Annotated in this window: 18 protein-coding genes; 12 read left to right on the top strand and 6 right to left on the bottom strand. The window is 37.6% G+C overall.

Annotated elements, in window-relative coordinates:
- The first annotated feature begins 156 nt into the window (after positions 1–156).
- From MHH51_RS10610 to MHH51_RS10595, 4 genes are all read left to right on the top strand, one after another.
- Entirely contained in the window at positions 157–1,518 is a 1,362-nt protein-coding gene (locus tag MHH51_RS10610) for a sigma 54-interacting transcriptional regulator (RefSeq protein WP_147208011.1), read from the top strand.
- A gap of 166 nt (positions 1,519–1,684) precedes the next feature.
- Positions 1,685–1,864 (top strand): aspartyl-phosphate phosphatase Spo0E family protein, encoded by a 180-nt coding sequence (locus MHH51_RS10605; RefSeq protein ID WP_147208013.1) that lies wholly within the window; start codon positions 1,685–1,687, stop codon positions 1,862–1,864.
- Between the two features lie 207 nt (positions 1,865–2,071).
- Positions 2,072–2,599, top strand: coding sequence for an NfeD family protein (locus MHH51_RS10600; RefSeq protein WP_147208015.1), 528 nt, complete (start codon positions 2,072–2,074; stop codon positions 2,597–2,599).
- Between the two features lie 144 nt (positions 2,600–2,743).
- Positions 2,744–4,297, top strand: a complete 1,554-nt coding sequence (locus MHH51_RS10595; RefSeq protein WP_147208017.1) for a flotillin family protein — start codon at positions 2,744–2,746, stop codon at positions 4,295–4,297.
- 95 nt (positions 4,298–4,392) lie between these two features.
- Here the strand turns inward: MHH51_RS10595 and MHH51_RS10590 are convergent, their stop codons facing one another.
- Positions 4,393–4,806 (bottom strand): HIT family protein, encoded by a 414-nt coding sequence (locus tag MHH51_RS10590; protein ID WP_147208019.1) that lies wholly within the window; start codon positions 4,804–4,806, stop codon positions 4,393–4,395.
- Positions 4,807–4,863: 57 nt separating this feature from the next.
- Positions 4,864–5,433: an XRE family transcriptional regulator gene (locus MHH51_RS10585; RefSeq protein ID WP_339285997.1), complete on the bottom strand. Its 570-nt coding sequence runs from the start codon at positions 5,431–5,433 to the stop codon at positions 4,864–4,866.
- 248 nt (positions 5,434–5,681) lie between these two features.
- Between MHH51_RS10585 and MHH51_RS10580 the strand changes: the two genes are divergently transcribed.
- The 3 genes from MHH51_RS10580 to MHH51_RS10570 are packed head-to-tail and all read left to right on the top strand — an operon-like array spanning position 5,682 to position 8,759.
- The gene (locus MHH51_RS10580; RefSeq protein WP_339285995.1) at positions 5,682–6,233 is read left to right on the top strand and encodes a sigma-70 family RNA polymerase sigma factor; all 552 of its coding nucleotides are present in this window, start codon (positions 5,682–5,684) and stop codon (positions 6,231–6,233) included.
- Positions 6,230–6,535 carry a hypothetical protein gene (locus MHH51_RS10575; RefSeq protein ID WP_339285994.1) on the top strand — a complete coding sequence of 102 codons (306 nt, stop codon included), beginning with the start codon at positions 6,230–6,232 and terminating at the stop codon, positions 6,533–6,535. Before MHH51_RS10580 ends, MHH51_RS10575 begins: the two co-directional genes overlap by 4 nt.
- The gene (locus MHH51_RS10570; RefSeq protein ID WP_339285993.1) at positions 6,525–8,759 is read left to right on the top strand and encodes a carboxypeptidase-like regulatory domain-containing protein; all 2,235 of its coding nucleotides are present in this window, start codon (positions 6,525–6,527) and stop codon (positions 8,757–8,759) included. Before MHH51_RS10575 ends, MHH51_RS10570 begins: the two co-directional genes overlap by 11 nt.
- Positions 8,760–8,820: 61 nt before the next feature.
- Here the strand turns inward: MHH51_RS10570 and MHH51_RS10565 are convergent, their stop codons facing one another.
- A complete protein-coding gene (locus MHH51_RS10565; RefSeq protein WP_339285991.1) occupies positions 8,821–9,723 on the bottom strand; it encodes a hydroxymethylglutaryl-CoA lyase in 903 nt (300 codons plus the stop codon).
- A 454-nt stretch (positions 9,724–10,177) separates the two neighbouring features.
- Here MHH51_RS10565 and MHH51_RS10560 point away from each other — a divergent pair, with 454 nt between their 5' ends.
- The 3 genes from MHH51_RS10560 (at position 10,178) to MHH51_RS10550 (ending at position 13,106) form a co-directional block, all read left to right on the top strand.
- Complete coding sequence (locus MHH51_RS10560) at positions 10,178–11,773, top strand: amidohydrolase (RefSeq protein WP_339285989.1); 1,596 nt, start codon at positions 10,178–10,180, stop codon at positions 11,771–11,773.
- Positions 11,774–12,141: 368 nt separating this feature from the next.
- Positions 12,142–12,900, top strand: coding sequence for a DUF5068 domain-containing protein (locus MHH51_RS10555; RefSeq protein WP_339285988.1), 759 nt, complete (start codon positions 12,142–12,144; stop codon positions 12,898–12,900).
- Between the two features lie 8 nt (positions 12,901–12,908).
- Positions 12,909–13,106 carry a hypothetical protein gene (locus MHH51_RS10550; RefSeq protein WP_339285987.1) on the top strand — a complete coding sequence of 66 codons (198 nt, stop codon included), beginning with the start codon at positions 12,909–12,911 and terminating at the stop codon, positions 13,104–13,106.
- Positions 13,107–13,153: 47 nt separating this feature from the next.
- Here the strand turns inward: MHH51_RS10550 and MHH51_RS10545 are convergent, their stop codons facing one another.
- On the bottom strand, positions 13,154–13,954 hold the full coding sequence (locus MHH51_RS10545) for an SDR family oxidoreductase (RefSeq protein WP_339285985.1): 801 nt from the start codon (positions 13,952–13,954) through the stop codon (positions 13,154–13,156).
- A 248-nt stretch (positions 13,955–14,202) separates the two neighbouring features.
- On the opposite strand from MHH51_RS10545, the gene guaC reads away from it, so the two are divergent.
- Positions 14,203–15,186, top strand: a complete 984-nt coding sequence (gene guaC, locus MHH51_RS10540; protein WP_339285984.1) for a GMP reductase — start codon at positions 14,203–14,205, stop codon at positions 15,184–15,186.
- A 73-nt stretch (positions 15,187–15,259) separates the two neighbouring features.
- On the opposite strand, the gene MHH51_RS10535 is transcribed toward guaC, so the two are convergent.
- On the bottom strand, positions 15,260–16,975 hold the full coding sequence (locus MHH51_RS10535) for an AarF/ABC1/UbiB kinase family protein (RefSeq protein WP_186813515.1): 1,716 nt from the start codon (positions 16,973–16,975) through the stop codon (positions 15,260–15,262).
- Between the two features lie 614 nt (positions 16,976–17,589).
- Positions 17,590–18,681: a D-alanine--D-alanine ligase gene (gene ddlA / locus MHH51_RS10530; protein ID WP_339285982.1), complete on the bottom strand. Its 1,092-nt coding sequence runs from the start codon at positions 18,679–18,681 to the stop codon at positions 17,590–17,592.
- 161 nt (positions 18,682–18,842) lie between these two features.
- Between ddlA and MHH51_RS10525 the strand changes: the two genes are divergently transcribed.
- Positions 18,843–20,285 (top strand): FAD-dependent oxidoreductase, encoded by a 1,443-nt coding sequence (locus MHH51_RS10525; RefSeq protein WP_147208037.1) that lies wholly within the window; start codon positions 18,843–18,845, stop codon positions 20,283–20,285.
- The last annotated feature ends 2 nt before the right edge of the window (positions 20,286–20,287 follow it).

Raw genomic sequence — 20,287 nt, 5'->3', positions numbered from 1 at the left:
TAATACTGCTAAAACCTTGAGCTTCATGATAACGGTTTCATTTTTTAAAAAATTTATATTGCTTTCATCTATGTTTTATATTTACAATAGTGTAAAGTATATTTACACATACTGCATAGACGGTTTACATATTAATTTACACTTTGAGGTGAGCATATGAATGAAGTTTTTTTCTTTGAAGAATTATTACAATCTGAAGATGATGCTATTACTATTGTCGACACAGAGAAAAAAGTAATCTATTGGAATAATGCTGCAGAACAAACCTATCAAATTACCAAAGAACAAATTATCGACCAGTCTATTACTGATTTTTTTTCACATGATGACCTGATGGTAATGAAAGTTTTAAGAACCATGAAACCAGTAAAAAATGCCTATCATCGACCAAGAAAAGATAAACATGTTGTCGTAAATACTTCTCCTGTCTTCAATCAGGAAAATACATTAATTGGTGTTATTTCTATTGAACGCGATGTAACACATATTGTGAAGCTGAACGATAATTTAGAAAGCACATCCCAGGAACTGCAGGAGCTGAAGCAGAAAATGAGTCCTTCCTCCTCCGGTTCTCCCTTTGCAAAATTAGTAGGAGAAAGTCAAGCACTTCATCAAATGATCCGACTTGCCAGCAAAACAGCTGATACAGATGCAACCACATTAATCCTTGGAGAAAGCGGTACAGGAAAAGAAGTATGTGCGAGAGCTATTCATGATGCCAGTAACAGAAAAAATGCTCCTTTTATTCCGGTCAACTGTGGCGCAATTCCTCAAGCATTGTTTGAGAGTGAATTATTTGGGTACGAGAGCGGCTCCTTTACAGGTGCAGAAAAAGGTGGAAAGGCCGGAAAAATTGAAATGGCTGATGGCGGGACTATTTTTTTAGATGAAGTTGGAGAGTTACCCTTAGACATGCAGGTAAAGCTTTTACGAGTTCTGCAGGAAAATCGTATTTATCGTATTGGTGATTCCCGCGGAAAACAAATTGATGTTCGTTTTATAGCTGCAACAAATCAGGATTTAGAAAAATTAATGCAGGAAAATAAATTCAGATCGGATTTATTTTATCGATTGAATGTGATTCAATTAACCATGCCCCCTTTGCGTGATAGAAAAAAAGATATCGAGTTACTTGCGGAAACTTTTTTAAAGCAGTTTGCTCTTAAATACCAAGCTTCTGTCCCTAAGCTTCCTGCAGAAACAATGGAAGTATTGCGCCAATATCAATGGCCGGGGAATATAAGAGAAATTAGAAATTTGATGGAGCGGATCATTATCCTGCATGAAGGAACAACCTTAACAAGCCAAGATGTGTTAGGTTTCCTTCCTGTTTCGTTTTCAACCCCTCCTTTAGCCCGTACAGAGTCTCTGCCTCTGGAAAAAGAGAATATGGAGAAAACATCCATTGAGCAGGCTCTGGAAATATGTAATGGGAATAAGTCCAAAGCAGCTAAACAGCTGGGCATCTCTCGTGTTACTTTGTACCAAAAGATTAAAAAATACAATCTGTCAGACTAACCTTATTAAATTTGTCGAAAGAAATAAACTAATTACTAGTTTTGTCGAAAGCATTCCATTTTATTTCACTATTTGCGATAATTCTTTTGGTACTTTGATAACAGAACTTTTATTCACGTTATTGATCGCAGCCAAATATTACTAAGAAAGGTGCAGAGTATGAGCTATGAATTCTGAAGAAAAACTTGATAAGTACAAAAGGGAAGCCATTGTACTTTCCATTGTTAAAAAGAGGAGTGAAATGCTGCAACAGGCCCAGAAGAATGGTCTGGCAGCCCAAGAAACCGTTAACTGCAGCCAAGAATTAGATGAGCTGATGAATAGATTAGTTCTTTTAAATAATTAACATAAATGGTGAAAGAGGCCCTTTTTTTAAAAAGGCCTCTGTTTTATTATAATAATATACATAAGATGAAACTTCCTTCACAGGAAATTTTTCACGTTTATCTATGATAAAATAGAACCTGTCTCCCGATAAGAAACAAAAATTTGAAACCAAACGAAGATTTAAAACGTACATATAACTAAGATAAAGAGCAAGGGAGGTTACATAATGACGTTATTTGGTTATGCTATACAGGATTTATACCTATGGATGCTTATTATAGCAGCAATTTTAACCGTAGTTGTCCTGTTGTTTGGAGATTTATTGGATGGTATTTTTGAATCAGTTCCTTTCTTACATCCTGTAATTGTTCTTTCTTTTTCCATTTTTTTATCCGCCATCGGATATGTTCTTGAATGGTTTATGAACTGGGAAAGTCTTGTTATTCTCATTATTTCTTCTATATTAAGTATTATCTTTGTAACCCTCCTGCACATATTTGTGCTTGTTCCAATCCGGTCCGCTGAGCAATCCTGGGGCTATTCTGAGGAAGCCTTAATGGGAAGTGTGGGAACAGTGATTGTATCTATTCCAATAGATGGTTACGGGGAAGTAATGGTGCAATGGAAAAGCGGGGTTATTTCTAAACCGGCTGTAAGTTATGACAATGAAGCACTCCCTCAGGGAGAACGTGTTTTAATTATCGAAATAAAAGATGGTGTTTTCTATGTCAGCCCTTATGAATCGTTGGATTAGCTAATATATATTAGCTTTTCACATATAATGAAACTTCATTCCTTATTCATTGGAAGGAATGCTAGTGGATGAAATCAGCTTGTTCTCATCAATTAGAAAACAGGTGATAGCAGGCTGAAAAATAAAACATAGAGGAGGAAAAAAATGTCAGAACTTTGGATTGTCATTATTGTAGCAGCAGCGCTTCTGTTAGCTTTACTTGGACTATTTGTAACAAAGTATCGTACAGCAGGACCTGATGAAGCGCTCATTGTTACAGGAAGTTATCTTGGAGGAAAGAATGTTCACGTTGATGAAGCCGGAAATAAAATTAAAATTATTCGCGGTGGCGGAACATTTGTCGTTCCTGTTTTTCAACAGGCCGAACCTCTAAGTCTATTATCCAGTAAATTAGAAGTAACTACTCCAGAAGTTTACACAGAGCAAGGTGTTCCTGTTTTAGCAGATGGTACAGCAATTATAAAAATAGGTGGATCTATCAGTGAAATTGCTACAGCAGCAGAACAATTCCTTGGAAAATCCAAGCAAGACCGGGAAATGGAAGCGAAAGAAGTGTTGGAAGGACATCTTCGTTCTATCCTCGGCTCCATGACTGTTGAGGAAATTTATAAAAACCGCGATAAGTTCTCTCAGGAAGTACAGCGTGTTGCCTCTCACGACCTGGCAAAAATGGGATTAGTTATTGTATCTTTCACCATTAAAGATGTAAGAGATACAAATGGATACTTAGAATCTCTTGGTAAGCCTCGTATTGCGCAAGTAAAGCGTGATGCAGATATTGCGACAGCTGAAGCAGAAAAAGAAACACGTATTAAACGTGCGGAAGCTGCAAAAGATGCTAAACGTGCAGAATTACAGCGAGCAACTGAGATTGCCGAGTCAGAAAAAGAAAATCAATTAAAAACTTCCGAATACCGCCGTGAGCAGGATACTGCAAAAGCACGTGCTGACCAAGCTTATGATTTTGAAACAGCTCGTTCTAAACAGGAAGTTACAGAACAGGAAATGCAAATCAAAATTATCGAGCGTCAAAAGCAAATTGAATTGGAAGAAAAAGAAATTCTGCGTCGTGAAAAACAATATGACTCAGAGGTTAAGAAAAAAGCAGATGCAGACAGATATGCAGTTGAGCAATCAGCCATTGCAGAAAAAGCCAGAGAAATGGCTACTGCAGATGCAAACCAATACCGTATTGAAACAGCTGCCCGGGCGGAAGCTGAGAAAATCCGTGTGGATGGTCTTGCAAAAGCCGATGCAGAACGTGCACAAGGGGAATCTGAAGCAGAAGTTATCCGCTTGAAAGGTCTGGCGGAGGCTGAAGCAAAAGAAAAAGTTGCGCAAGCCTTTGAAAAATACGGTGAAGCAGCAATCCTTGATATGGTTATCAAAATGCTTCCTGATTATGCTAAACAAGTTGCCAGCCCTCTATCTAATATTGATAAGATTACTGTTGTCGATACTGGAAGTAACGGTCCAAATGGCGGAGCAAACAAAGTCTCCAGCTATGCAACCAATCTAATTAGTACATTGCAGGAAAACCTGAAGGAAACTTCCGGAATTGATATTAAAGAGTTACTGGCAGGTGCATCAAAAGGAAGAAGCAATCCTGAAACCCATCAAACACCTGTTGCAACAGCAACTTCTGAAGCAGCTGCAGCGAAAACAGATAAAGAAAATACAGATGATATATCCAAATAGAAACTATTTCTAAAAAATCTATTCTGTAAAGCTATAAAACAAAAAATGACTTCCTCTTAAACATAGGAGAAAGTCATTTTTTGTTTTATAGTTGATTAATCGTTTCCAGCACGACTGTTTGATTCATGTTTAAATAAATACCTTATCCCCTTCCCTTTCATCTGTTCGTCTTCATACCGCGGCAATATATGTAAATGTGCATGCATAATATGCTGTCCGGCTGTTGCACCACTATTCCAGCCAATGTTATAACCAGAAGGTGTATGTTTTTCATCAATTAAACATTTAGCCCTCTGTAAAAGGTCTTTTACTGCCAGCCATTCTTCATCTGTTAAGTCAAATGGATAAACCCGATGTGCCCTAGTTACAATCACACCCGCTCCTTCAAGTGCAGTACCTGGCTGCCTTGCTTCGTCCAACTGTAAAAACATTGCTTGTTTATTTTCCAATATAATCTGCTGATTCTTCTCTAGATGCGGATAACAAAAAGGACATTCAGATGGATTCATTTTTTAGCCCCCCACATCAAATGTCTATGTGAAATAAATTTATTTCACTATTTCCCCTCAAACCCGGTCAATAAAACATGTCAGCACCTTTGCTTCCTGGTCATCCACAGGGAGAAATAAATGCGGCTTAGATCCTGCAAAATAAGCACTGTCCCCTGTTTGAAGCAGCTGTTTTTTTCCATCGTATAATAATTCAATTTCCCCTTCTAATATATAAATAAATTCATCCTGTGAATGTGTATACGTTTTTTCATCACGCAGATTCTGAGATTTAGGTGTAACATGTACAATAGTCGGTTCAATCCCGCTATATTGTGAGCGATTGGCTAGTATTTCATAAGAATAGCCCATGCTTTCGTCCCCTACTTTTTGTGGCCGGTTCCTTTTCTTCTGAATAACAATATCCTGTTCCTCTTTATCATCCAATACCCATGACAGCTCTATATGGAGACTATCACAAATCCGTGATAAGGTAGCTATCGCTGAAGCTGTCTGGCCATTCTCTATTTTCGAGAGGAGGCTCTTAGAAATTTTGGAAGCGTCTGCAATTTCCTGTTGTGTTTTATTCTCCCGACGTCTTGCATACTTAATTTTTTCGCCGATTTTATGTAATTCGATACTGCTCATTCCTTCCTGCTAAACTGAATTCATATTCTCTATAGTATATTTAATCATAAGCCAGACAAACCAATGTAGTCAATCTATACTCTGGCGTTATTCTAAAATAATAGTCTTTGAAAAATTATTTTAGTTTTTCTTTTTTATAGTATAATTACTCAGCGTCATGTATATAGAAAAGAAATTTAAAAATTTTCCGTTTTATGCAACCTGTTCATAGAAAAACGCATCTATATAGTGAAAGGAGTGATAATTTATTGGAACTCGCAGAACGTATCAGGCAACAGAATGAAGAAGCTTACATAGAAACCATGCAGCTGTATGGCGAGTATTTAACCCGCACCGCTTTTCTTCTTTTAAAGGATTATCAGCTCTCTCAAGAGATTGTCCAGGATACTTTTCTAAATGCTTTTCAAAAAATACATCAGCTGGAAAATCCGGATCGGCTAAAAGCCTGGTTAACAACCATTTTATTAAATCATTGCCGCAGCATCATGCGTAAAGCCGCATTAAAAAATGTATTTCCTTCAAGTAATGATAAACTTGAGAACTCTATTGATAGCAATCCTACACCAGAGGACAATATTTTAGGTACAGAAAGAAATTTAGTGCTGGCTCATGCGATTCAACAACTTCCTTATAAATACCGTGAAGTCATTATTCTATATTATTATAACGACTTAGCAATTGCAGAAATTTCTCATCTTACCAAAATAAAGGAGAGCACGATTAAATCCAGACTGAAGCGGGGGCGCAATTCTTTAAAAGGTGTATTAATATCAACCGGAAATGGAGGTGGGATTGGATGACTGAGAAAAAACAAATAATGAAAAAACTGGAATCAGAGCTGCATTCCATACATTTTACAAAGCAAGAGAATGTTTTACAGAAGTTGAAAGAACAAAGGTCAAAATGGCACCGCTTTTGGAATAAGGAAATTTCAATTCCTGTTATACCTGTCAGCACTATATTTATTACGGGGGTAGCTGTTTTCACCTTCATTGGATTGAACGGAAAAGCCCCGGTGGATGATGAGCTTTTATTCATTGAGTTTGGTGGAAGTACTTATTTACAGCAGCAATTTGAGAGGGAGATTGAAAATGAGAATTAAATTAAAAGTAAAGCATCTCACCTGGATGCTCGCTGTTTTCCTTATTATTTTGCCGGCATGTATGATCTTTCTTTTTCCACAGGCAGAGTTATGGATAGCAAAGCAAAAAATCGAAAATGGTGAACCTGACGCCAATGTAAAATTACTCGAGGTGTTAGATAAAAAAATAACAAAACAACAAAGATATGATGCTGTTCAAACATATATGGTTGATCCTGCGGATAGCAGTTTATACGATATAAACATTTCTCCCTCAGGATCCGGATATACCTCGACGAACGGAATGTATTCGAAATTTTCATGGGATGAAAAACTTCCCTATCTGCAGGACTATATAGAGAACGGACCTTTACATTCAGAATATCCTTATGCTGTAAAAAATCTTGCTTTTTATTATCAACAACATGGCGAGCCTGGAATATCTGAAGAAATCTATGCGCAAGGGTTAAAACGATTAGAGCAAAACGGTGATCCTTTTTTATTACAGGAGCTTCAGCTTTTTTCATTAGAAGCAAGTGTACAGCTTCATGATTTTCTAGGAGCTGAAAACCTGCTGAAGGAATTAAAGGAATATGCAGACCCTTCGAATATGGACTTACAAATACAAATAGCAAAAGCAGAAGCGGAAATGCAAATTCAACAGGGTCAAATAGAGCTGGCAGCAAGTGAGGTCGGACAAATATTAACGGACATTGAAAAAAGCGACGGAGATATTACGCTTACAGATTCTGTTTTATACGAGAAACTGCAGGCACTGAATAATCGTCTCGAATACGCTTTATTAACAGATGAACCTTTAAAAAAAGTAACGGGCAGAGTCTCCTATGCAGATGGAACACCGATACCCGGTGCAGGTGTATTTTTACGTGATACAGCATTTGCTAATTACTCCATCTTTTCGAACGAAGAAAATCATACAGAGACAAATGAAAATGGTGAATTCACATTTGACCAAATCTTACCTGGAAACTATGAAGTTACTGCCGGCCTCAGTATGGAAATGGTAGATGGTTATATGATTCCATTCGAAGCTGGTGAGATCCTTTCCATAGATGGAAGCAAAGATGAGGTATATGATATCACCTTAGAACCAGTTATTAATCTGGTCCAGCCGGTAAACGAAACAGTGATTCAAGAAGACCATTTCGATTTGGAATGGGAGCCCGTGAAAGATGCAAGTTATTATTTGCTGGAATTTACTATAGAAAAAGAGGGAGCCAGCTATAGCGTAAAACTAGATAATAGAATAACAAGTCATAAAACCACCATTGAACTGGAGGATTTATACGCTCTTTCAACTAATTTTATTTTAAATGAACAGGATACCAAGGAAGACTTTTTTGAGCCTGCTTCCCTGCTCAGTTTTTCTAACCCGGAAGGAACCTATTCTTGGGGAGTTTCTGCTTACGACAGCCAAGGCCAGCTGCTTAGATCCAGTGGGGGTTATCGGTTAAGTGAGGAAAATATAAATAACATTCCAATGATTCGTTTGCAGAACAGAAAACTGACAAATGCAGATGAACTGCTTCTTGATGGAAAGCTGAAGGAAGCTTTACAGGAATATAAAGCAAATGTGAAAAAAGATGATTCCGATTTGCACAGCTTACGCATGATTACAGCAATGATTGGGCTGGAAAGTGATGGAACCTGGGAAAACCGTACAGAACTTGCTCTTCCTTACTATATTATGCTTGCTGAGCAGACTGAAAATGCAGCATATGTCTGGGAGATTCTAGATTATTATCTGTACCAGCGCGATTGGGATAATTATAATCACTGGTTCCAGCAGTACACCAATTGGACTAATAATGGATTGGATGGTTATGCAGCGTCCTCCCATGCATCAGCGCTCTTATTTCAAGGGAAAATAGAACAGGCACGTACCTTCTTTCAAAATGCTGCTGCGGGCAGTGACTGGAATGATGCGAATCTGGAAAATTGGTTTGTGCTGGAACTGCTCGACAGGAAAAGTATGGAAGAAGTAGCTGACTTGGCTATGCAATACCCCAGTCAATATGCAGCATCCTTTTATACAGATTGGAGCATTATTTTGCATAATATGAATGAGGAATCAAAGAATGTGGATAACTATCAAGAAGAATTGCAGCATGTTTTATCTTTATATATTGCGGGGGATATCCCTGCATTAAACACATGGATAGAATCAACTAATTTGGAAGCATTAAAGGTGTTTATACAGCAATTAAAAGAAATGCATTTCTAAAATATAATAAAAGTCTTGTCAATACTTACTTGACAAGACTTTTATAGTGTCTTTCGCTATGTTAAGCATTTTTTAAATAAGCTACAGATCTGCTTGGTAACGTTTTTCCCAGCTTATTTTGAATATAAATACTTGCTTCCTGAATGCGTTTCTCATTAATTCCCGTTTCAATTCCAAGGCCATTCAATAAATATAAAACATCATTTGTGGCAACATTACCCGCAGCTCCCGGCGCATAAGGACAGCCCCCTAAACCTCCGACAGTACTGTCAAACCGGGTAATTCCCATATGAAGCGCAGTCATAATATTGGCTATTGCCATCCCTCTTGTATCATGGAAATGCAAAATCAGCTTATCCTTTGGAAAATAAGGAAAAAGTCCTTCAAGCAGATTCTCCACCTGTGTCGGTACAGCAGTTCCAATTGTATCTCCAAGTGAAAGATAATCTACCCCGCTATCAATCAATTGACCGCATACTCTTAGTACATCATCTACGGCAATTCTCCCTTCGTATGGACAATCAAAGACCGTAGAAACATAGCCTGTTACAATTTTGCCTGCATTTTTAGCTTCTTTAATGACCTCTGTCAGTACCGGGTATGTCTCAGAAATACTTTTATTAATATTTTTCCTGTTATGCGTCTCGCTTGCCGACATAAATACGGATGCTCCATCGATACCTGCCTCTAAAGCGTACTCTAACCCTTTCATATTTGGTACTAAAGCAGAGTATGTTACCCCACTTTTACGAATAATCCGCTTCCCTACCTCCCTTGCATCCTTTAATGCGGGAATCATTTTGGGATGAACAAAGGAAGAATACTCAATTTCCGAAACACCTGTTTTTGAAAGCATATTAATCCAGGCAACCTTATCATCTGTAGAAATCCACTGCTTTTCATTCTGCAGCCCGTCTCTTGGCCCTACTTCCTTCAAATACACATTACTTGGTAAGCCGCGCATCAAAATCCCTCCCATTGTATCCGTTTTCATTTTAATTTATGAAAATAGAAATCAAATGTTATTTGCACAAGTACAACTAAAACTGAGGAATGCCCTATTTTCTAATGAAACTAAGAAAGCATAGATGCTGCACAAATTAACAAGAAAATAGTTAAATTAAAATTACAACAACTGCTCTTATTGAGTTTATTTACAATTCAATTCAGTTTCATTATATTCAACTTTGTTGAATACAGTATATAATAAAATTTCTGAAAGTGTCAATCTCCCTGCTGTCAAAATGAAACAATTTTGGTAAGATAAATAACAGTACAGTTTATCTTATTACTCTTTTGCAAAGGATTGGAAATAATCCTGTAAACTTGATTGATGGCTGCATTTCTATATGCTTTTTCATTTAGAAAAGGTGTTAAATAAAGATTACGATATGATAATTTAGACAAGGAGAATCTCGATGATAACGATATATATTAATGGTGTTATATATACATTTCAATCATCTCAGCCAATTGTTGAAGCTGTTGCTGTCAAAGATGGACGCTTTATTGATATGGGGTCAAGTACTCAAATACTTGCTTTTTGGAGTACAAAAACCAATACAATTATTGATCTTGAGGGAAAAACAGTTACTCCGGGATTAACTGATACCCACCTCCACCTCTCTATGCAGGCAATGAAATTTATTGATTTAGATGTGACCGGGGTCACCCAGAAAAAAGAATTCTTAAATAAAATTAAACAGCATGCTGGCACCCTGGAAAAAGGCGAGTGGCTGCTTGGTGCCGGCTGGGATGAAAATTTATTTACAGATGGCGGTCTGCCGACAAAACAGGAGCTTGATGCTGTTGCCCCGCATCACCCGCTTTTTCTTACAAGAATATGTGAACATGCTGCAGTGGTTAATTCCAAAGCCCTTGAGCAAATTAATTATTCCAGCAATCTCTCTGTCCCAGAGAGCGGTGAAATTGTGACGGATGCAGATGGGGAACCTAACGGATTAATTCTGGAATCGGCCGCCACATTATTTAAAGCAAAAATTCCTGATAAATCTTATGACACGTGGAAAAAAGCACTTCGAAAAACCATTTCGACTGTTATTCAATATGGTGTTACAAGTGTTCACTCCAATGATCCGGCTTATTTAGGAGGTTTGCAGCAAACCTATCGCCTCTACCAGGAATTATTAAATCAGGAAGGTATGGGGCTGCGGACAAATCTTTTAATTGATTATGATTACCTGGAGGATCTTCATAAAGAAGGTATGTATGCCGGCTATGGGAATAATACACTGCAAATTGGGGCAATTAAAGTATTTGCAGATGGTGCGTTTGGCAGAAGAACTGCATTATTAAAAGAGGCTTATTCTGATCACCCTGGACAATTTGGGGAGGCCATGCTTTCCCAGGACACCCTTTATAATATTGTAAAACGTGCAAGAGAGCTAGCGATGCCTGTTGCCGTTCATACGATTGGTGATCAGGCATTAGAAAATGTGCTGAACATCCTGGATCAATTTCCAGCTGCTGCATATAGAGATCGGCTGATACATGCGCAGGTTATCAATCCTGATTTAGTAAAGCGTCTTGCCACTCCTGACCGTATCGTTGATATTCAGCCCCGCTTCCTTGCCAGTGATTATCCTTGGGTAAGGGATCGCCTCGGGAAAGACCGAATGCCTTATGCCTATGCCTGGAAAACCTTGCTGGACAATGGTGTTATTTGCGGAGGTGGATCAGATGCACCTGTTGAACCAATTAATCCTTTACTTGGAATTCATGCCGCTATTACAAGAAAAGCTCCAGGGGAAGCTCATAACGGCTGGTATCCTGAGCAAAAGCTAAGTATGCAGGAGGCTTTTTATTTATTTACTAAATATGCAGCCTGCACAACCAATGAAGAAAAAATAAAGGGAACAATCTCCCGTGGCAAGCTTGCAGATATGACAGTCTATTCTGCCGACCCATTTCAATTAAAGGATGCTGATGAGTTACTAGATACCAATATTGAAATGACAATTATTAACGGGGATATGATGTATAGAAAAGAATAGACAGGGTAAAGTCAATTGGTTTTTAAAGGGATGGCTCAGCTCCAATAAAATATTTCAAGCACTGCGGGAGGTTTCTGACCGATCTTCCCCTTTCGCAGCAGCTTATTTTTAATGCTCATCTATAAACGAAACTTTATTCAGCGCTTCTTTTCGATATAGAGCTCTTTCTGATTTTCTCATTGTAAAACTGGAATTTCTTCCTGGTGTATAAAGTCAGTTACTCCATTTTTTATGTCTCTCCTTCAAAATGCATCTTTTATTTCCAAATAATCGAATAAATTAGGAAATTTTCTTTAAAAAAGAAAATTATTTACAAATTATTACTTTTTTCCACACCAAATTATGTTACTATTATACATATTACAAAAATGGAGATATTAGATGTCAAAAAGAACGCTTACGTTCTTCTGGCAGCTATATTCGCAATCGTTTTAACTGCTTGCGGAACTGAAACTGATGAAGAAGAAAAGCCACAAACAGGCTCTTCTAACGCAGAATTTGATGCACTAATTACTGCAATGGAAGAAGAAACAGAAGGTACTGCTACACTTCTTTTTGAAAACAATGAATCTCAGTCTCATGAGAGGGAAGGGTTATCATTAACGCTGGACGCTTACCCATTGGTAGAATTAGAGGATTTCTATACTAATTTCAGTATTCCTTTCGGGGATCAGACAGATGGCGGCGTTATCCTGGCACAATATACTATTAAGAATGATTCAGATCAGGATTTACATTATATGCCTACCCTAAACATAGATTATGTTGGAGCAACAAAACATCACAATAATTATCGGGATCTTATTCCTTTAGAGGAACAATTACCAACTATATTAGCACCTGATAACGAATACTTAGTTGAAGCAGAAGACAAAGTGACCGGCTATTATGCTTACCCTTTTGGACAAGATGAACCGGAAGAAATATTAGCAGAGGGCAATGTTATTGTAGATACCCCTGCCCCAACTACAGAGTATAATGCTGATGAAGCGCCCCGCTATACAGATCCTGATAACGTAGCAATAGCTACAATCAGATTTGAGATTGACAACCAAAGTGAAGAGGAAATTGGTCTGGGAGATATATCTTCAAAACTCACTGTAAACGATGGATCAAATATCTTTTAAACGAGGGTATGCTGCTCCCTTACGACAATAGTGATACTGTTGCACCTGGTGAAGAAGGCGAGCTGCTGCAAACCTTCTTATTAGACAAAGAAATGTATGAAAAAATTTGGAAGGATAAAAGTATGGAGATTGAAGCTGGGCCAATGAGAAATACAGAAGCGAAAGATATTTCCAAAGGTAACAAAGCCGCCTTCCTGCTTAAATAAAGGGAAAAAGACTAACGGAAAATATAATCTGTTAGTCTTTTTCAATATTATCTCATTACCGCTCCACCTGATATTTTCACAGATTCTCCTACAATATTCTGTGCTGCATCAGTCAGCAGAAAAGCTATTGTGCTGCCAACCTCATCGGCAGTCATAATTCTTTTTGAGGGTAAAGATTCTTCCGCTGATTTTCTTACTTGTACGTAAGATTGATTTGTATTTTTTGCTTTATTCTCAAATAACCCTTCCACCATTTCTGTATCAACAAAGCCGGGACAAACAGCATTCACACGGATGTTAAATGCAATCGCCTCCAGCGCCATGGACTGTGTCCAGCCAATCATCGCAAATTTAGATGAAGCATAGGCTGTGTTTCCAAATGTACCGCGCAAACCGGACAAAGAAGCTATATTAACAATATTCCCCTGCTTTTTCTCCTGCATTTCCTTGTATATTTCTTTTGTTAAACTGAAAGCCGATAAATAGTTAATATCGAGCATTGCTTTAATATCTTCTTCTTCGAGCTGATCTACCGTCATATTCCCTGCAACTCCGGCAGCATTCACTAAATCAGAGATAAATCCTAACGCCGCCTGCGCATCACGGATTAATTGCTCTCTATCTGACTTATTTGTTATATCTGCTCTTTGAACAAATATATCTGAAGCATCCATGATGGTTTCAAGCTTTTGCCTGAGCTCTGCAAGCTTTTCTGTATTCCGTCCGGTAATGGTAACTTTGGCACCCATGCCCGCAACGATTTCCGCAGTTTCCATCCCTATTCCGCCAGTTGCTCCTGTAATTAATACATGCCTTCCCTTCAAAGCATCCTTTGCAAATATAGACATTTTTTCCTCCCTCTTTCATCCAATTCTTTGATTTTGGTTCCTTATTATATCATGTCTGCCCTTATTTATTAAAAACGTTGTTTTATTACAAAAAATCGTTCGTAAAACTCCTGTTTCTTATTTTCTAATTATTTTGTCGATACTCAAGCATAAAACGTTGACAAAATATCCTTATTGGGTTAAATTACTAAAGGCGAATGTTTTTAATATATAATACAAATTTTATTCGTGTTTAGGAGTGTTTTTTCATGGAAAATGTTTTTGATTATGAAGATATCCAGTTAGTTCCCGCAAAATGTGTTGTAAATAGCCGTTCAGAATGTGATACATCCATTGAGTTTGGTGGAAGGTCCTTTAAGTTACCGATTGTCCCTGCAAATATGCAGACTATTATAGATGAAAAAATTGCAACCTATTTAGCTGAAAATAATTATTTCTATATTATGCACCGCTTTGAACCGGAAAAGCGTGTTGATTTTATTAAAACGATGCAAGAGCAGGATTTATACGCTTCTATCAGTGTCGGTGTAAAAGATGAAGAGTATGCATTTGTTGAAGAGCTTGCTAATGACAATCTTATACCTGAATATATTACAATTGATATTGCACACGGGCATTCTGATTCTGTTATCCGGATGATCAAGCATATTAAGAAGTATTTACCAGACAGCTTTTTAATTGCCGGAAATGTCGGAACACCAGAAGCAGTCCGTGAGCTAGAGCATGCTGGAGCAGATGCTACGAAGGTTGGTATCGGACCTGGTAAAGTGTGTATTACTAAAATCAAAACCGGTTTTGGAACTGGCGGCTGGCAATTAGCAGCATTGCGCTGGTGTGCAAAAGCAGCAACCAAGCCAATTATTGCAGACGGCGGCATCCGTACGCATGGAGATATTGCAAAATCTGTACGTTTTGGAGCTTCTATGGTAATGATTGGTTCTTTATTTGCAGGCCATGAAGAATCTCCAGGAGAGACAATTGAAAAAGACGGTAAAAAATTAAAAGAATACTTTGGATCTGCTTCTGAATTCCAAAAAGGTGAAAAGAAAAACGTAGAAGGCAAGAAAATGTATGTAGAGCATAAAGGCGCACTTCAGGATACTTTGACAGAAATGGAGCAGGATCTTCAATCTTCTATTTCTTATGCCGGCGGCAAGAAATTAGATTCTATCCGTACAGTAGATTATGTAGTGGTGAAAAACTCCATCTTTAATGGCGATAAAGTATTTTAATAAAATTAGTTGAAAACAAAAAAGCTTATGTCTGAAGGAGATTCCTCCTGCTTGACATAAGCTTTTCTCTTCCCTAAAACCTTCCCGATCTGAAAATCGAAAAAATTAACCATATAAACAGTAGTACTGCAACAACAAAACCGATTTCAATAACTGGCAGGCTCCAGAAGTAAGACACTTCTCCGGCAATTGCCGAGCCAATAATTAAACCAACCATTATAATACTAAAAGATAACAATACAATACTGAAGGATAGCCGGTTACTGACTCTGTCAAGCTTCTTAAGAATCATATCCACTCTGGCAACTGATATTTCTAAAGGAAACTTCCCGGAACGCAGCAGCTTATAAATCGCATTAATATGCTCCGGTAAATCCAGAATAATATCTTTATAATCATCAACCTGCTCATAAACTTCCTCAGCTATTTTTTTCGGACGATATTTTTCTTTTATTAATCTTTTACCAAAAGGCTGCGCAATTTTAACAATACTGATATCTGGATCTAATCTTTCTACTGTACCCTCAAGCGTTAAGAGCGTTTTTCCGACTAAAGAAAGGTCAGCAGGAATCCGGATTCGATGTTTAGAAGCAACACGGAACAAATCATTGACTGCTTCTCCCAAGCTTACCTGACTAAATGGGATATCATAATATTTATCACGCAGCTCTTCCATATCAGCACGCATCATATCGTCATCTACATCGTCAGGAACAACACCCATTTTATAAATAGCCTTCACAATTGCATGCGTATTTTGACGTGCCAGCGCAATAATCATATCTGTCAAATGATCCTTCATCATCGGTGTCAGCCGTCCGACCATTCCAAAATCCATAAATAATAATTGATGACCCGGAAGAACCATTACATTTCCCGGGTGCGGATCGGCATGAAAAAAACCGTCCATCAGAATCTGTTCAAATAAGTTTTGAATTAATTTTTCCGCAATAATTTTGGGCTGATACCCTTCCCTGAGAAGCTGTTCATTCTCATCCAATTTTATACCTTTGACAAATTCCATCGTCAAAACCCGTTCTGTCGTATACTCCCAATAAACATCGGGGACTTTGACACCTTCTTTATCATTTTTAAAATTCATTGCAATTTTATGTGCATTTCTTCCTTCCAGCGTATAATCTAATTCAGCCAGGATAGATGCCTTAAACTCTTCAATGATTTCTGTAATTTTATATTGCTTTGCCCACTCTAAACGTGTTTCTGCAAGTGCTGCAAAATTCATTAAAATTTCTAAATCTGTATGAATCTTCTTTTCAATATTTGGGCGCTGCACTTTTACAGCTACTTCTTCCCCGGTCTGCAGAGCCGCATGATGGACTTGTCCTATAGATGCAGCCGCTAAGGGGGTTTTATCAAAATCCTTAAATATTTCCTGAATAGGCTCCCCTAATTCCCGTTCTACAATTTCTTGTATATCAGTATAAGGAATTTTTCCAACCTGGTCCTGCAGCTTTTCCAATTCTTTTATAATATCCGGTGGAATCAAATCATTTCTCGTACTTGCGATTTGCCCCAGCTTGACAAAAGTTGGTCCTAACTCCTCCAGGAAAAATCTGATTCGCTCCCCTGTTGTTTTATTATGTATTTCTTTTTTTCCTTTGAGCACTCTCTCAGGTAAAGAAACAACTTTTTGAAGCCCTAATTCTTTTACAATATAACCAAAACCGTTTCGGGAAAAAGCTACCAGTATTTCACGATAGCGTTGTATATGGCGAATACGTTTATTGAAAATGGTACGTCCCCTCCCTCCGTATTTGCTTATATTCATAGTATACCCATTCTTATCCATCTGCTAACAGGAAATCCAAGCATTAATTAGAAAGAAGAACTGTTCCTTTATTTATCACAGCTCCTCTTTTTTTCATTTACTTTGGAGGACCATCTGTCACATTTGTTCCAAATAATGTTCCTGTTATTGACATATTACTTTTTTAAACTGGTCATCAATACTTTCACGTATAACCCGATCAGCATACAAGTAGATGGGAATATAGCAGCTAAATATATTAATCGCTCATTTATAAAACCCAAATAAATATACGGCAGGGAATAAAACATCAGCGCCTGAGGCAGTACCACAGGAAGCAGTATATAAAGTATCAGATTAATAATGAAAACCAATGAAACAGATTGGATATTTTTTAATAGCGCCCCTTGATTTTTCAAAAACAATCCAAATAAAGCATATATAATTATAATACTAAAAAATATTCCTTTTACCTGATTTGTAAAGAGTACCAACAACATTGCAGACACGGTCAAGAAAAAATGAAACATCACTGAAGGAAGATTACTTTGTAAGTAGACTTTAGCATTATTTTTTTCTGTTTTGCCGCTAGACATTCAACCATCCTTTTATAACTTTTAATCTTGAAGACATAATTAAATAGAGCTCTTTAATTGCTGATCTCTCTGGTGGCGTTCGATTGCCAGTTCAATTAATCTCTCAATCAGTTCCCGGTAGGAAACGCCGCTTTCTTCCCAGAGTTTAGGGTACATACTTATTTTCGTGAAACCTGGTAACGTATTAATTTCATTAATAATAATAGTATTATCTTCTTTTAAAAATACATCTACTCTGGCCAGCCCTTCACAATTTAAAGCTTCAAAAGCTTGAATAGCAGTAGCTTGAATTTTTTCTGCTACGTCTTTTTCTAATGAAGCCGGAATTTCCAGATTTGCCCCGGACTCATCAATATATTTCGCTTCATATGAATAAAACTCGACAGTCGGGAGTATTTCTCCAGGTACAGAAGCAATTGGATGATCGTTACCTAAAACCGAGCATTCAATCTCTCTCCCTTCGATAGCTTCCTCAACTAAAACTTTATGATCATACATAAAAGCATCCTGGATAGCATGGTTAAATTCTTCTTCTGTTTCAACTTTGTGCACACCTACAGAGGAGCCCTGGTTTGCCGGCTTGATAAATAATGGTGTCCCTAATTTCGCCACAATATCCTGATAGACTATTTGGTCCTGCTTCGCTTTACGGAAGCTGTAACCGGAGGCCACATTTAAACCTGCATCCTGAAGCAGACGTTTGGCAATATCTTTATCCATACTGATAGCTGAGCCGAGTACTCCGGAACCGACAAATGGAATATTTGCCATTCTCAGCATTCCCTGCAGGCTTCCATCCTCTCCGAGTGTTCCATGTACAATAGGAAAGATAACGTCTAATTGATCCATGCTTATATCAGAGCCAGTCTGGATAATTTGGTTCTCCTCTGCTCCAGGAACAATAGCTATTCCCTTCCCTGTTTTATTTAATGCGATTAAGCTTGGATCCTCTTCGTTTATTAAATAACGGGACCGGTCATTTACATGCCAGTTTCCCTGTTTATCAATCCCCAGCAAATATACTTCATACTTATCCAGATTGATAGCATCCACAATATTTTTGGCTGATTGCAAAGAAACTTCGTGCTCTGATGATTTCCCTCCAAATACAATACCAACTTTTTTCTTCATTTAAATCCTCTCCTTGTTGACTCTAATAACATAATTATTATATTTATCACATAATATGTTCTTACATCATCATTTGTTTGACCTGTATCGCTATTTTATCATAGAGTTCATTTCGACGGGGAATTTAATGTGCTAAATTAATAAGAAGAGGTGCATCCTTCATGGATAGAAATAAAGAGATGCTTAAATACCCATCTAATTACTTAGAAATTATCTCAGATGGTTTAAAAGTTACCGGTAAGTCAAAAAGAATTATCATTATTGGAGCTGGACTGGCAGGGCTGATTGCAGGAAGCCTGTTAAAAGCAGCAGGACATGATATCATCATCCTGGAAGCAAATGAACGGATTGGCGGCAGAATTCTAACCATCAGAAAAACCTTCAGTGATGAAAATTATCTTAATGCCGGTGCCATGCGCATTCCAGATTATCATTATTTGGTACACGCTTATTTACATAAATTCTCGCTGCATACACACCCCTTTATAAATGAAACTCCAGAAGATATTATTTTCATCAACCATGTTCGGACAACACGTCAAATATATGAGAAAAATCCAGATATATTACAGATTCCTCTTCCACCATCAGAAAAAGGTAAAACCGCTTCTGCTTTATTCGAAGAAGCAATTCATCCATTCCTTACACAATATCAGCAAGCAGATAGCGCCGGAAAAAAAGAATTAGAGGAAGCCTATAAAAATTATTCTATTGAGGAATTTTTGCTTCATAATCCCATCGGTCCTTCGCTTTCTAAAAATGCTGTTTTTCTAATCAGCATTATGTTAGGCATTGAAGGTTTTTCACAAGGCAGTTTTGTAGATATATTAACGGATATTTTTGAGCCTTTAACACAAAAGGATGTATCTTTTTCGGCAATAACTAATGGAAATGATTTATTACCATTATCTATCTATCACCAGGTAAAGGAAGATACCTATTTACATCATAAGGTGGTTGCTATCGATCAGTCGCCTGCATCCTATGTTGAAATTCATACGAATCAAAAATCCAGTTTCCGCGGAGATTTCGTTATTTCCGCAATTCCTTTTCCCCTGCTCCAATTTATAGATATCTACCCCAAGCACTCTATCCCATTTCAAAAATGGCAGTTGATTCGCAGATTAAATCATATTCCTTCTTTAAAAATTGGTATTGAATTTCACTTCCGTTTTTGGGAAGAATATTCTTTCGGAAATGCCATCACTGATTTACCTATATCCTTTGCTTATATTCCCAGCCAAAAAGATATAAACGTGATGACTGTCAGCTATACCTGGGGGGAAAGAGCTCTTCTCTGGACAAGTGCTCCTCCAAAATCCATATATGAATATGTCATGAAGGATTTAGCTAAAATATACGGCACTATTGTTTACCAGGCATTTAAAAAGCTCGTTTATTTTAATTGGAGTTTAAATCCCTACTCTGCAGGCTGTTTCAGTTTACTTACCCCGACCCTCGGTGCAGCAAAAGCAGAAGCTGACATGGAAAAAGCCGAGGGAAAAATATATTTCGCCGGTGATCATGTTTCTGGCTTCAATGGCTGGATGGAAGGAGCTATTGAAGCAGGAATTCGTACTGCATTTGAAATCAATAATAAATAAAA

The sequence above is a fragment of the Oceanobacillus sp. FSL K6-3682 genome, from assembly GCF_037976165.1.
In the GTDB taxonomy this organism is placed as follows: Bacteria; Bacillota; Bacilli; order Bacillales; family Amphibacillaceae; genus Oceanobacillus; species Oceanobacillus sojae.
The sequence above is the reverse complement of the archived record's forward strand: the minus strand, read 5'-3'. Positions and strand labels throughout refer to the sequence as shown.